This is a genomic window from Pseudomonas sp. NFACC56-3 (assembly GCF_900100025.1).
Taxonomy (GTDB): Bacteria; Pseudomonadota; Gammaproteobacteria; order Pseudomonadales; family Pseudomonadaceae; genus Aquipseudomonas; species Aquipseudomonas fluorescens_AA.
Genome location: NZ_FMTK01000011.1, coordinates 19,813 through 33,386, shown reverse-complemented (window position 1 = coordinate 33,386; position 13,574 = coordinate 19,813). Strand labels below are relative to the sequence as shown.

Here is a 13,574-nt window from a genome sequence, read left to right as displayed (position 1 = left end):
AAAACATCGCAACAACCCATCGATATACAGCACTCGGGAAAACACCTTACATAGAGGGCCAATTCAAACATCGTTGAACAAGGAAGTTCACAATGGCCCAACTTATAGCGCCCTCTTGCGCTGCTGACGACCGGGGTGTCGTCATTAGCGATATTGTCTTTCAGGCCAATGAGCATACGATCGAGACGCTCGACTTCAAAGTCGCCGATCAATCGCAACTCAATCCGGAACACAAGCACCGGCAAGCCCAACTCGAAGTCGTCGACAAACTTTACGGCCCGCTCCAGATCGGCTCCGTAGCCGTGACCCGCTCCGCCCTGAATGCACTGGGTGCAACCACTGACGGTCAGGTATTGAACGGTGAAAACAGTTTCTTTCGCATCGCCAGTCGTTTTTTCCTGGACTCACTGCAGTTCAATGCAGCGGATGTCGAAACTCATATAAAACTGACCGCCGATGCAAACGACTACCGCCTGCCGACATTGCTTTTTGAAATAGCCAGCCAACGCTCACGCTCTGCGCGCCCATTATTAAGAGCCAACCTTGCAGTACAGACTGAAGCGGGCAGTTATCACAATATCCTGGAAAAACTCCTGAAGTCTGCACAGGGCCTCGACCCTCATCAGTTTGCCCAGACTTCACTGAACTGGGTAAACAAGACCAAGAGCCAGATCCTCATCCCCACCGGCCTGGGACTCCAGGCCTTCGGAATCTACAGCGGCCTGCGCGGCCTGCAAGACGCCATCCGCAACAAGGACGACTACCAGACCCTGTTCAACGGCGCCAGCGTGGCCGCCGAAGTGGCTTCCTTGGGCGTCGAAGCGCTGGTGACCCGACAAGCCACGCAAATGATCCGAGCCGGTCAGCGCTCCCTGGGGGATTTCGCGAAAACCACCTTCGCGACTCGACTGGCTCGGGGGAGTGGGCTGATTGCCAGCGTGTTGACCCTGCCTTTCGATATCGTCTCTGCAGTTGACGCTTTCAAGGCCGCCGCCAACGCGAGTGGCAAAGCGGCCACCGATCATTACGTCAGCGCCGCCTTGAGCGTCACCAGCGCCGCCATGACCCTGACCATCGGCTTGGCCGCACTGGCGGGCTTCAGTTCAGCCGGTCCGGTGGGCCTTGCCGCCGGGCTTATCCTGGTGGTCGGGTCACAGGTCTGGGGGGCGATTCGCCAGGTCGATGAGATCGACGACTACATAACCCTCAGTGCCCACGAGCGCCTGCGAACGGGTTGGTTCGCCTTCTGGACAATCAGCCCTGACGACGATATCCAGGAGCGCTACACCCTTGCCAAGGCGACCGCCGAACACACCAGGCAACTGCGGGCCAACGCCTTGAACTTGCTCAAGGGGCCGTTGAAAGACAGCACCGAGGCGATCGTGAACGGTCGATTCACCGTGGAACTCGAGCGAGTGACCTACAACACCTGGAACTGGTGGACCGGCGAAAAGTATCAGGCAACGAACGCGCGCCCGAAAATCAAGGACAGCGATGACTGGATTGATGCCCGCCAAGGCGTCACGCTCGAAACGCCTGGCGCAGTCATCGAAGCGGCGGCGGAGCACAAAGGCATCCGTTGGTATATCGGCGGCGGCAATGACACGGTTTTCGGGGTTGAAAACAAGCCGAACGTTTTCCACTACGGATCAGGCGTCAAGCGGCTGAGGGGCGGCGCGAAAGACGATGTATTCGTTTTCGAAGGCTCGACATCCATTGCCTCAGGAGACGAAGTACCTGCGCCGAACCGGCTGGTAGGTGGCTCGGGTAACGACACGTTGATACTGGCCGGCAATCCCGGCAATGGCCAGGTGCCGCGACTGGGTTATCACATCGACCTGGAGGCAGGGCAGGCGTCCATCATCACTCAGGAAGCTCCCAAGAGCGAAAGCGGACAGTATCGCCACGCGCTTCTTGAAGGCATCGAACATGTGGAAATCCTTGAGGGCGGCACCCATGTCATCAAGGGCAGCGCCGGCGCGAACATCATCAAGTCCCGGGGCAACGATCTCATCGAGGCTGGCGCGGGAGACGACCGGATATTCATTCTCGGCGGCAACAACCGCAACGCCGACGGCGGGCCCGGGGACGATGCCTACGTCATCGCCCATAAACCCGGCCACGTATCGATCACCGAGGACGGCATGGGCAGCAGCGTCATTTCCCTGGACTGGCGCGCCGACCTGATTGAAAGCTGGGTGATCGAGCAGGGCAACCTGGTGATCACGTCGTGCTTCGATGGCAATGACTGGGAATCACGCAAAGTCACCCTCAACAATGTCTATGCCGATACGAACTATCCAAGAGCATTACAGAACAACCGCCTGACCTTCACGACAAAGGACGGCTTCCACTGGGTGCCAGACCTGCCGGAGACGCTGGAGCACGACAGCCCCCTCGTCATTGAAGCGGTCATGGTGCAACACGGCATCCCCCGGAACCCGGCCATCCTCAATGACCGAAGCGAGCGCTGGGTGGCCCACGATAAGGACACGAGCTACTACGTTTCCCGGTTGATTGAATTCACCACGCTCAAGGTGAGACAGAAAAGTGAGTATTGCACCACGCTTCACCTGGACTATGCCCATAGCGAACTGACCCGGGTCGAAGCTCACTACAACGCCTATGTCATCCAGGAAGACGGCGGGGACACGGTGAAATATGGTGAGTGCGGTCTCACCCTGGATTTTGGCAGTCGCCGTGTCGTCCTGAACAACCTGGCCCGTTCCGATGAGCGCTACAGCGCACGGACAAAGACCACCGGGCGACGTGCGTTTTCCGCATTGGATTCGCAGCACACGTTTATCCTGATCATGCGCGACGGCGCCTCCTACCGCCTGGCCATCCCCACCCCCGACCCCGCGCGGTTGCTGGATAAGGGATTCATCGACAAGGATCCGGTGCAATGGAAGACACAAGCCCCCCTTTCACTCACGCCGACCAGAAAGCACTACGCGTTTCTCCAGCCCCTGGATAAGAAGCCCCATCCCATGGGCAGCCAGGCCACCTGCGCGATGCTCACGCCAGCCGTTGAGCAGACCGGGATCGAAGTGCTGACAGGCCAAGGCTCCACGTACCTTGTCCACCTGAGCCCGGGCATGACGCTACGGCTGACCACGCCAGGCGCACTGGCCGGCGCCAATCCCCGACTGCCCCAGGCATCCACTTGGGAACTCGACGCCACCCGCCTCGGAGAGGTCGAGATCAAACTGGCCAATAACCTGCTGCAGGTAGGCACGACGATCCTTCATCTACCCGCCTATGCAGAGGACGACCTCGTCGACCAGATACGCGTCATCACGGCCCAGGGGGTCGTCCATGCAGTCGACAGCCTGTTCGAGCGCGTCTATGTAACGGCACTGGACGGCCGGTATTTTTCGCCCCCGGTCGATCCCGAAGCCGCCCTGCCCCCCGAATTGTCACGGTTAGCATCGGCACAACTGAGGGTATCCAACATGGCGCTCAAAGATGGCTCGCCTGGCTCACTGAGTTATCACCTCAAGGCGCGCCAGTGGACCCTCGATACTGATGAATCCCGGGTCATCGCCGCAACGAGGCTAAGAAAAACCAACTTGTGCGATCACCATCTCAGCCTTTATCAGGACCTGGCTCGCGAAGGGCTCAGCCAGAACCCACCCCTGGACGACGAGACGCTGCGCTCGTTGCGCGAACAGTGCGTGAAATGGGCCGAAGGCACGACGTTGAACAAGTCACTGATGCTTGCGCAGGCCATCGCGCTGAGCCCGACTTTTGGCCTGGAACTTCCTCATTGGCGTTGGCTGCTCTCCCCAGGCGAGATCGTCTCCAGACAGACCTAGCCCTGACGAGCGACTGCGAACGTCTCTTGCAGACGCAATACATATGTACTGCACCCGCCCGTTGATTTTCCAAGAACATCTTCCAGCGCGTTGCCCGTCAATCCACACGACGGGCGACGACGTATTCATTGCCCATACTTTTCAAATTCAAGAGCGCAAACGTCAATGAGCCCCAGAAAAAACACCCGCCCCAACGTTCCAACTTCGCCTCCCGATACGCGCCACGGCAGTCGCGATACCACACCCGAAAGCTTGCCCAGGAGCCCCATCAGGGTCGATGGCAGCGATTCGTCGTCCGGCTCGTTGCCTGGGCGACAAACCGAAGCCGCTGATGCCCAGCCCACGGTGGTCCAGGTAGCGGAACTCACCTCCCAGGCCGCCATCGCCCATGTGCCCGCCTCGCTATCGCTGGACAATTATTACCTTTCCCCCGAGCTGATCCCCATGCTGTCGGACCCGGACCCGACCTCCGGGATCCAGACATTCAGGACCCGGACTTACGTCGAACTTGCCGAAGGTGGGACGGTGCTATTGGGGCGCGATGCCGACCAAAACTACCGGGCGCGCTCAAGCGCTGAGCTCGTTGCGTCCGGCCCCCGCCTGGAACAAGTCGAAGGCAGCCTGCTGTGGCGGCAGGTTTCCCACGGCAGCGACGCCACGCTCACCATTACCCGCTACAACGTGCCGGACGATGATCCTCTGGAAGGGCCCGCGCCCAAGCGCCAGCGCACGGCGCCACCCTCCAGCGAGGTCGCAGTGGAAACCACCCCGGTTTTTCGCAAGGAATGGGGGGTCGAGCCAAAGCTCACCCTGCCGGCCTTCATCACCATCGGCGACGTTCACTATAAGCGGGTGACACGTGTCGACGCACGGGACTACCCCATTGCCTACATCCAGCAACCAGGCCATCCCGCCTATGATTTTGACCTGCTGGAAGCCATCCTCAGGCATACCCCGGACGAGCAGCCCCGAAGCGTAATCCGCGTGCCGCCGGACAACCATTGGGAGATCGATGCCAGGCTTCCCTTCGAGAAACCGCTGACGGCTTATGTCAGGGAAGTATTTCCCGAGGTCACCACAGTCACCCTGGAAAATATCGCCAGAAGGCAATTCGAACTCGCCAACAGCTCCTCGATCGCCGACGCTGCGGGCCTGACCGCACTGAGGCAGATTTTCCATAGCTGGAAAAACGCCGTTCCCTCGCCCCATCCGCAATGGACCGACCCCTTGCTGATGCTGCCCGTGCTCCCGACCTCTTCAGGGATCACGAGCGCTTCGCGTTCGATAGACCTGCCCATTTCCACCTCGACGGGGAGGCTGGATCGGCTGGATTTCGACCCCCTACGGTTCCCGCGAGAGTGGAATTTCTTCATGTCGACCTACTCGCCGATGGACCTCAAGCGCTTCATGGCCGGCATCCTGACGCGCAATGGCTACACGGTCATGGAGCCCAACAGTTTCAATAGCTTTCCGGCGCTGGTGTTTCGGCGCACCGGGCATGAATATGTATTTTTCATGAGCCTGCATCGCACTCGCATGCCGAAACTCTCCCTGCCCACCCACATGAATCCCAACACCACCGGCATCAACCTGGAGACCCAGGTCGGCGACGCTGCCGCACAAGCGGTCAAGGACGCCCATCAGGCCGGCAAAATCATCTGGCTAAAGGGCGGTTCACAGATCCGGCCTGGTTACGCGGACACTGTCTTTATCATTCGGGATGACAACGCCAGGCTGTAGGCTGGCGGCAAAAAAAGCCCGCAGTGTGAGCGGGCGAAAAACCAAAGAAGCGCCATGCGCAGTCGCTTCCAGGGGAGGCAGCTGCTTAGGGATCAGCTGCCTCGATAGGTGGAATAGGCGTAGGGCGAAATCAGCAGGGGCACGTGATAATGCTCCTGCTCGGCCGAAATACCGAAGCGCAGTACCACCACATCCAGGAACGCCGGATCGGGCAGTTGGACGCCACGGGCGCGGTAGTAATCGCCAGCGTGAAATTGCAATTGATAGACGCCCGAACGGTAGTCCTCCCCCTGCAGCAACGGTGCATCGCAGCGACCATCGCTGTTGGTCTGCGCGCTGGCGACCAGCTGCAATTGCGAGCCCTCCACCCGGTACAACTCGATCTTGATCGCGCTGCCCGGGCAGCCATGTGCAGCATCCAAAACGTGAGTAGTCAAACGTCCCATTGCTTGTGCGCGCCTCGCTGCGGGGCAGCCCGGCACGACGCCTCCTGATCAGTTGAAAGACAGGCCGCACCGTTTCGGAGCACGAAACGCCACGGCGATGAGCGAATTAAGACACTTTAATAGAAAATTGTACACAATAAAAAACAAGATTTTCCCCTGGACGATCCTCCACGGCGCGCCCGCCCAGATTCGAGCCGAACCAACACCTGCATGATTCTTCCAGGGATTAATTGACCAAGTGGGCAGGTTTCTTGCAGTGTTTCTTGCGACGGAGAACAGCCAGGGCCCGCCGTGAAAAATGCAAAAAATCAGGCTTACAAATCGCACATAAAGTTGTATACAATCACTCCATCGTCGTGACGCCAGCCTATATTTCATCATCAGGGCGCCACCCACATGGTTCGAACAAGAAGGAAGACTGCAGTGAGCGCTGACTACCCACGCGACCTGATCGGTTACGGCAATAACCCTCCCCATCCCCAGTGGCCGGGCAACGCCCGCATCGCTTTGTCCTTCGTGCTCAACTACGAAGAAGGTGGCGAGCGTAACGTCCTGCATGGCGACAAGGAATCCGAAGCGTTCCTCTCGGAGATGGTCGCCGCGCAACCGCTGCAGGGCGAGCGCAACATGAGCATGGAATCGCTGTACGAGTATGGCAGCCGTGCCGGTGTCTGGCGGATCCTCAAGCTGTTCAAGGCATTCGATATCCCACTGACCATTTTCGCCGTGGCCATGGCTGCCCAGCGCCATCCGGACGTGATTCGCGCCATGGTCGCCGCCGGTCATGAAATCTGCAGCCACGGCTATCGCTGGATCGACTATCAATACATGGATGAGGCCCAGGAGCGCGAGCACATGCTCGAAGCGATCCGCATCCTCACCGAAATCACTGGCGAGCGTCCGCTGGGCTGGTACACCGGCCGCACCGGCCCGAACACCCGCCGGCTGGTGATGGAAGAAGGCGGTTTCCTCTATGACAGCGACACCTACGACGACGACCTGCCCTACTGGGAACCGAACACCCCGAACGGCAAGCCGCACCTGGTGATCCCCTACACCCTCGACACCAACGACATGCGTTTCACCCAGGTGCAGGGTTTCAACAAGGGTGACGATTTTTTCCAATACCTCAAGGACGCTTTCGACGTGTTGTACGCCGAAGGTGCCGAGGCGCCGAAGATGCTCTCCATCGGGCTGCATTGCCGGCTGATCGGCCGCCCTGCGCGCCTGGCATCCCTCAAGCGCTTCCTCGAATACGTCAAAGGCCATGAACACGTCTGGTTCAGCCGGCGTGTCGACATCGCCCGCCACTGGCAGCAGGCCCACCCGTATCAAGGGGCGTCGAAACCAGGAGCCTCGCAATGACCGCCTTCCAGACCCTCAAGCCTTCCACCTTGAGCCGTGAAGCCTTCGTCCGGGCTTTTGCCGATATCTACGAACACTCGCCCTGGGTCGCCGAAAAGGCGTTTGACCTGGGCCTGGATCCCTCGATCGACGAGATCGAGACCCTGCACCAGCGCATGAGCGACATCCTGTTGAGCGCCGATCACGCCAGCCAACTGGCGCTGATCAACGCTCACCCGGACCTGGCCGGCAAAGCTGCCGTCCAGGGCCAACTGACCGAAGCCAGCACGAACGAACAGGCCGGCGCCGGTATTCACCAATGCACGGCCGAAGAGTTTCAACGCTTCACCGAGCTGAACGACGCCTACAAGGCCAAGTTCAAGTTTCCCTTCATCATGGCGGTAAAAGGCAGCAACCGGCACCAGATCCTGGCGGCGTTCGAAACGCGCATCCATCATTCGGCAGACGCCGAATTCAAATGCGCCCTGGCAGAGATCAACAAGATCGCGTTGTTCCGATTACTGACTCTTTAGCGAGCAGTCCTGAACCCTGGAACCTGCAAGCATCCCCAGCCAACTTATTTAAAGGCAGACAAGAAGAATGAAAGCTTACGCCGTACCTTTCGAGAAGTTCGTCAACCTGGCCGACGCCCGCCTGGGCACCAAGATCATCTCGGTCACCGACGACTGGTTCGCCGACGCCAACCGCCTGTTCCAGCCGACCCCGGCCGTGTGGAAGGAGGGCGTGTTCGATGATAACGGCAAGTGGATGGACGGCTGGGAATCGCGGCGCAAGCGCTTCGAAGGCTACGACAGCGCGGTGATCCGCCTGGGTGTGGCGGGCTCGATCAAGGGCGTGGACATCGACACCTCATTCTTCACCGGCAACTACCCTCCGTCGGCCTCCCTCGAAGCCTGCTTCCTGACCGAAGGCGAGCCGGACGAAAACACCCCGTGGACTGAAGTGCTGTCGGCCGTCGAGCTGCAAGGCAACAGCCACCACTACCACGAAATCAGCAATGACCAGGCCTTCAGCCACCTGCGTTTCAACATCTACCCCGATGGCGGCGTGGCCCGCTTGCGGGTCTACGGCATTCCGTACCGCGACTGGTCGGCCGTGGGCGACAACGAACAGATAGACCTGGCCGCCGCCCTCAATGGTGGCCGCGCCCTGGCCTGCTCCGACGAGCACTTCGGCCGCATGAGCAATATCCTCAACCCGGGTCGTGGCGTGAACATGGGCGATGGCTGGGAAACCGCCCGTCGTCGTACCCCGGGCAATGACTGGGTGATCGTCGCCCTGGGCCATGCCGGCGAGGTCGAGAAAGTCATCGTCGACACCCTGCACTTCAAGGGCAACTACCCCGACAGCTGCTCGATCCAGGGCGCGTTCGTCAAGGGCGGCACCGACAGCCAGATCGAAACCCAATCGCTGTTCTGGCGCGAACTGCTGCCGAGCCAGAAGCTGGAGATGCACGCCGAACACACCTTCGCCGAGCAGATCAAGGCCCTGGGGCCCATCACCCACATCCGCCTCAATGTATTCCCGGATGGTGGCGTGAGTCGCCTGCGGGTGTTGGGCAAGGTATCGAAATAAGGGTGAACCAAATCGCGAGCAAGCTCGCTCCCACATTTGAAATGCATTCCCCTGTGGGAGCGAGCTTGCTCGCGATGGCAGCACGACAAACAACACAGAATTCAAGGTAAGAAGACCAGCATGCGCACACTCAAGATCGAACCGTTGACCAAAGAAGCCTTCGCCCCGTTCGGTGACGTGATCGAAACCGACGGCAGCGATCACTTCATGATCAACAACGGTTCGACCATGCGCTTCCATCGCCTGGCGACGGTGCAAACCGCCACGCCGGACGATCAGGCGATCATCAGCATCTTCCGCGCCGACGCGCTGGACATGCCGTTGACCGTACGCATGCTGGAGCGCCATCCGCTGGGCAGCCAGGCCTTCATTCCGCTGCTCGGCAACCCCTTTCTGATCGTGGTCGCGCCACTTGGCGATGTACCTGTATCAGGCTTGGTCCGCGCCTTCGTCACCAACGGCAGGCAGGGCATTAATTACCATCGCGGCGTCTGGCACCACCCGGTGCTGACGATCGAAAAGCGGGATGACTTCCTGGTGGTTGATCGCAGTGGCACAGGCAATAACTGCGATGAGCATTTCTTCAAAGAGGACGAGTGTTTGGTCCTCGCCCCCCACCAATAAGAGAAGGTCCGATCACGCGCAGACAAGCGTGACGGGCGAGAGGTAAAGACTGTGGAAGCACATATGCTGGAATGGCTGAACCTGAGCGTGCGCTGGGTTCATATGATCACTGGCGTGGCCTGGATCGGCGCGTCGTTCTACTTCGTCTGGCTGGAAAACAACCTCAATCGCGTCAACCCCAGGAGCGGCCTGGCTGGCGACCTGTGGGCCATCCACGGTGGCGGCATCTACCACCTGGAAAAATACAAACTCGCGCCACCGTCCATGCCGGACAACCTGCACTGGTTCAAATGGGAAGCCTATTTCACCTGGATGTCGGGGATCGCCCTGCTGTGCGTGGTGTTCTATTGGAACCCGACCGTCTACCTGCTAGCCCCCGGCAGCGGCCTGAGCGGCCCCGAAGGCGTCGCCCTGGGCATCGGCTCGTTGTTCGTCGGCTGGTTCGTCTATTCCTTTCTCTGCGACTCGGCCCTGGGCAAGCGCCCTGCCTTGCTCGGCCTGATCCTGTTCGTGCTGTTGATCGCCGCGGCCTACGGGTTCAGCAAGGTGTTCAGCGGTCGCGGCGCCTACCTGCATGTCGGGGCGGTCATCGGCACGATCATGGTGGGCAACGTGTTCCGCATCATCATGCCGGCACAACGCGCCCTGGTCGCGGCGATCGCCGAGAACCGCACGCCCGATCCAGCGTTGCCGGCCAAGGGCCTGCTGCGCTCGCGCCACAACAACTACTTCACCCTGCCGGTGCTGTTCATCATGATCAGCAACCATTTCCCGAGCACCTACGGCAGCCAGTACAACTGGTTGATCCTGGCCGGTATCGCCGTGGCGGCGGTGTTAGTGCGGCATTACTTCAACACGCGCCATGACAGCAACCGGTTTGCCTGGACGCTGCCGGTCGGCGCCCTGGCGATGATCTGCCTGGCTTATGTCACGGGCCCCAAACCGATGCCCAGCGCACCGGAAGTGGCCAAGGCACCCGGCGTGATCGAGTACCAACCGTTGCCGGAAACGGCAGTGGGCGGTGGCGCAAAACCGGCGACCGCCCCCGCCGCACCGGCCTCGGCGCCTGCTCAGGCCACCAACGCCCAAGGCCCCTCGTTCGAGAAGGTCCACAGCGTGATCCAGGAACGTTGCTCGGTCTGCCACTCGGCCAAGCCCACCAGCCCGCTGTTCAGCACCGCGCCGGGCGGAGTGATGTTCGACACGCCGCAGCAGATCCAGCAACAGGCCGCGCGCATCCAGGCTCAAGCCGTGACCAGCCAGATCATGCCGTTGGGCAACATCACTCAGATGACCCAGCAGGAACGCGACCTGATCGGCGCGTGGATCAACCAGGGCGCGCGCACCAACTGAGCCACGCGCGCCAACACCGTTAATCGTCATACCGCTGACAGGTCGACCGGCACACCACCGGTCCCCCGTCAGCGACTGCCTGCGCCTCAACAATAAAAACAAGAGGAAAGCACCCGATGACCAAGCCCCGCCATCACGCCCCAAATTCGCCGCCCATGCGCTGTTGCAGGGCACTTGAGCCCTTCGAGGCAAGCCCGTATCCTGCGCGGCCGTTTGAAGCAGGCCGACAACAAAATCCCTTCCGATCCTGACCGAACCGCCAACTTGCTGCGGCGTTGGCGGATATGACGCGCCCCTGAAAACAGCTTTTCCGACTGATCAAAAAACCGCAGGGCACGCCATTTCCGGTTTTTTCCCGACTTGGCTCAGCGCTTGCTATCAGCATTCGCCACGCTCAAAAAGCTGACCGAACGGATGTTTTTTCATCCATGGAAAAAGGCGCCACACCAGAGCGCTGACCTTAAAAAAATTGCGGTACCACTTACCTTTGGGAGCAAACCGAATGAAACGTACGTGCACCAGCCTGATACTCGCAGGATCCTTGCTGGTCGCAGGCCAAGCGATGGCCGACGATCTGTTCCAATGGCAGAACAACAGCCTGACCTACCTGTATGGCAAGGATTTCCAGGTCAACCCGCGTATCCAGCAGACCGTGACCTTCGAACATGCCGATGCCTGGAAATACGGGGACAACTTCTTCTTCCTCGACCGGATCTTCTACAACGGCCAGGACGACAGCCAGTCCGGCCCGAACACCTATTACGGCGAGTTCAGCCCGCGCCTGTCGTTCGGCAAGATCTTCGACCAGAAGCTGGAACTGGGCCCGATCAAGGATGTGCTGCTGGCCATGACCTATGAATTCGGTGAAGGCGACAACGAGTCCTACCTGATCGGCCCGGGCTTCGACCTGGCCATTCCCGGCTTCGACTACTTCCAGCTGAACTTCTACAACCGCCAGACCGAAGGCCCGCGCGCCGGCGACAATGTCTGGCAGATCACCCCGGCCTGGGCCTACACCATACCGGTGGGTTCTTCCGACATCCTGATCGACGGTTTCATCGACTGGGTGGTGGACAACGACACCAACGACAAGGGCACCTACCACGCCAACCTGCACATCAACCCGCAGATCAAATATGACCTGGGCAAGGCCTTGAAGCTTGGCGCCAAACAGCTGTATGTGGGCGTGGAGTATGACTACTGGAAGAACAAATACGGGATCGAAGACAGCGAAGGGTTCAAGACCAACCAGAGCAACACCAGCTTCTTGCTCAAGTACCATTTCTAATCGCGTCACCCAGGTGGGAGCGAGCTTGCTCGCGATGGCGGTGGGTCAGGCTAAACAGGTGTTGGATGTGCCGCCGTCATCGCGAGCAAGCTCGCTCCCACATTGGTTTCGTGAAAGCCAGGATTCAGCGCCCACCGCAAATCCCTTGTGGGAGCGAGCTTGCTCGCGATAGCGGTGGACCTGCTTGCATCAGTCAGGACAACCCCAGGAACCGGCTCAACGCCTCACGCTGCGCCAGTGCATCCTGGCGTCCCAACTCGATCAGCTCGCGGCAATACCCCGCCTCGAACAACAGGTAGCTCAGCACCCCCGCGCCACTGGTCTTGGTCGCACCCGGCCCACGCAAGAACACCCGCAACGCACGGGGCAGTTCCTGACGATGGCGAGCGGCGATTTCATCGATCGGCTGGCTTGGCGAAATCACCAATACCTCCACCGGCGCCGCGCCCAAGGCATGGGCCGGCACATCATCGGGCAGCAGGTGGCTGAAACCGTTCAAGCGTTGAAGCAACTCGATGTCACTTTCCAGGCTGTCGATGAAGGTGCTGTTGAGCATGTGGCCGCCGATCTGCGCCAGGGTCGGTTGCAGGCCGGTGTAGCTGCGCTCGGAAGGATCCTGGCCACCGGCGCCACGGGGGTTGCCGCTGACGCCGATCACCAGCACACGATTGGCCCCCAGGTGCAAGGCCGGGCTGATGGGCGCCGATTGCCGCACCGCGCCGTCGCCAAAGTATTGCGGGCCGATCTTGACCGGCGCGAACAACAGCGGAATCGCCGAGCTGGCCAGCAGATGCTCCACCGACAACTGCGTCGGCACACCGATGCGCCGGTGGCGCAGCCAGGCATCGATGGTGCCGCGCCCCTGGTAGAAAGTGACGGCCTGGCCGGATTCATAACCGAATGCCGTCACCGCCACCGCCCGCAATTGCTGTTCGGCGATGGACTGTTCGATACCCGAGGCGTGGAACTGGGCCTGGAGCAGTTCTCGCAATGGCGAACTGTCGATCAGCGCCACCGGCAATTTGGCCCCCAGGCCCAACAAACTGTGAGTGATGAAGCGCGTCGACTGGGCCAGCACGCCACGCCAGTCGCTGCGCATGACCTGATGGCTGCGCACCGCTTGCCAGAACGCCGTCAGCCGTTCGATGGCGGTCTTGAAGTCCATCGCCCCGCTCGCCAGGCTGACCGCGTTGATCGCCCCGGCCGAGGTGCCGACGATCACCGGAAACGGGTTATCCGCCCCGTCGGGCAGCAATTCGGCAATCGCCGCCAATACCCCCACTTGATACGCCGCCCGAGCCCCACCGCCGGAAAGAATCAAACCTGTAACCGGTTCAACTGGGCTCATCGCAATGCTCCGTGCTC

At 60.3% G+C, this 13,574-nt stretch carries 10 protein-coding genes; 8 read left to right on the top strand and 2 right to left on the bottom strand.

All coding sequences use genetic code 11. From position 1 onward, the window contains the following. Positions 1-92: 92 nt before the first annotated feature. Positions 93-3,818, top strand: a complete 3,726-nt coding sequence (locus BLO80_RS16150) for a calcium-binding protein (protein ID WP_175459512.1) — start codon at positions 93-95, stop codon at positions 3,816-3,818. A 165-nt stretch (positions 3,819-3,983) separates the two neighbouring features. Then, entirely contained in the window at positions 3,984-5,558 is a 1,575-nt protein-coding gene (locus BLO80_RS16145) for a hypothetical protein (RefSeq protein ID WP_139197019.1), read from the top strand. A gap of 92 nt (positions 5,559-5,650) precedes the next feature. Here the strand turns inward: BLO80_RS16145 and uraH are convergent, their stop codons facing one another. After that, positions 5,651-6,004 (bottom strand): hydroxyisourate hydrolase, encoded by a 354-nt coding sequence (gene uraH / locus BLO80_RS16140; RefSeq protein ID WP_092201729.1) that lies wholly within the window; start codon positions 6,002-6,004, stop codon positions 5,651-5,653. 423 nt (positions 6,005-6,427) lie between these two features. Between uraH and puuE the strand changes: the two genes are divergently transcribed. The 6 genes from puuE (at position 6,428) to BLO80_RS16105 (ending at position 12,209) form a co-directional block, all read left to right on the top strand. Beyond that, positions 6,428-7,369 carry an allantoinase PuuE gene (gene puuE, locus BLO80_RS16130; protein WP_092328423.1) on the top strand — a complete coding sequence of 314 codons (942 nt, stop codon included), beginning with the start codon at positions 6,428-6,430 and terminating at the stop codon, positions 7,367-7,369. Beyond that, a complete protein-coding gene (uraD, locus tag BLO80_RS16125) occupies positions 7,366-7,881 on the top strand; it encodes a 2-oxo-4-hydroxy-4-carboxy-5-ureidoimidazoline decarboxylase (RefSeq protein ID WP_092328425.1) in 516 nt (171 codons plus the stop codon). Before puuE ends, uraD begins: the two co-directional genes overlap by 4 nt. A gap of 67 nt (positions 7,882-7,948) precedes the next feature. Further along, positions 7,949-8,944, top strand: coding sequence for an allantoicase (gene alc, locus BLO80_RS16120; RefSeq protein ID WP_092328428.1), 996 nt, complete (start codon positions 7,949-7,951; stop codon positions 8,942-8,944). A 120-nt stretch (positions 8,945-9,064) separates the two neighbouring features. Beyond that, a complete protein-coding gene (locus BLO80_RS16115; protein WP_092328430.1) occupies positions 9,065-9,568 on the top strand; it encodes an ureidoglycolate lyase in 504 nt (167 codons plus the stop codon). Positions 9,569-9,619: 51 nt separating this feature from the next. Continuing rightward, the gene (locus BLO80_RS16110) at positions 9,620-10,921 is read left to right on the top strand and encodes a urate hydroxylase PuuD (protein ID WP_092328433.1); all 1,302 of its coding nucleotides are present in this window, start codon (positions 9,620-9,622) and stop codon (positions 10,919-10,921) included. A gap of 502 nt (positions 10,922-11,423) precedes the next feature. Next, positions 11,424-12,209 carry an outer membrane protein OmpK gene (locus BLO80_RS16105; RefSeq protein WP_092201715.1) on the top strand — a complete coding sequence of 262 codons (786 nt, stop codon included), beginning with the start codon at positions 11,424-11,426 and terminating at the stop codon, positions 12,207-12,209. Between the two features lie 193 nt (positions 12,210-12,402). On the opposite strand, the gene BLO80_RS16100 is transcribed toward BLO80_RS16105, so the two are convergent. Next, positions 12,403-13,557 carry a patatin-like phospholipase family protein gene (locus tag BLO80_RS16100; RefSeq protein WP_092328435.1) on the bottom strand — a complete coding sequence of 385 codons (1,155 nt, stop codon included), beginning with the start codon at positions 13,555-13,557 and terminating at the stop codon, positions 12,403-12,405. Positions 13,558-13,574 lie beyond the last annotated feature (17 nt).

Coding starts and splice junctions, on each gene's coding strand:
- BLO80_RS16100 (WP_092328435.1), bottom strand. CDS start 13,557: ATGAGCCCAGTTGAACCGGTTACAGGTTTGATTCTTTCCGGCGGTGGG.
- uraD (WP_092328425.1), top strand. CDS start 7,366: ATGACCGCCTTCCAGACCCTCAAGCCTTCCACCTTGAGCCGTGAAGCC.
- BLO80_RS16150 (WP_175459512.1), top strand. CDS start 93: ATGGCCCAACTTATAGCGCCCTCTTGCGCTGCTGACGACCGGGGTGTC.
- BLO80_RS16145 (WP_139197019.1), top strand. CDS start 3,984: ATGAGCCCCAGAAAAAACACCCGCCCCAACGTTCCAACTTCGCCTCCC.
- BLO80_RS16115 (WP_092328430.1), top strand. CDS start 9,065: ATGCGCACACTCAAGATCGAACCGTTGACCAAAGAAGCCTTCGCCCCG.
- alc (WP_092328428.1), top strand. CDS start 7,949: ATGAAAGCTTACGCCGTACCTTTCGAGAAGTTCGTCAACCTGGCCGAC.
- BLO80_RS16105 (WP_092201715.1), top strand. CDS start 11,424: ATGAAACGTACGTGCACCAGCCTGATACTCGCAGGATCCTTGCTGGTC.
- uraH (WP_092201729.1), bottom strand. CDS start 6,004: ATGGGACGTTTGACTACTCACGTTTTGGATGCTGCACATGGCTGCCCG.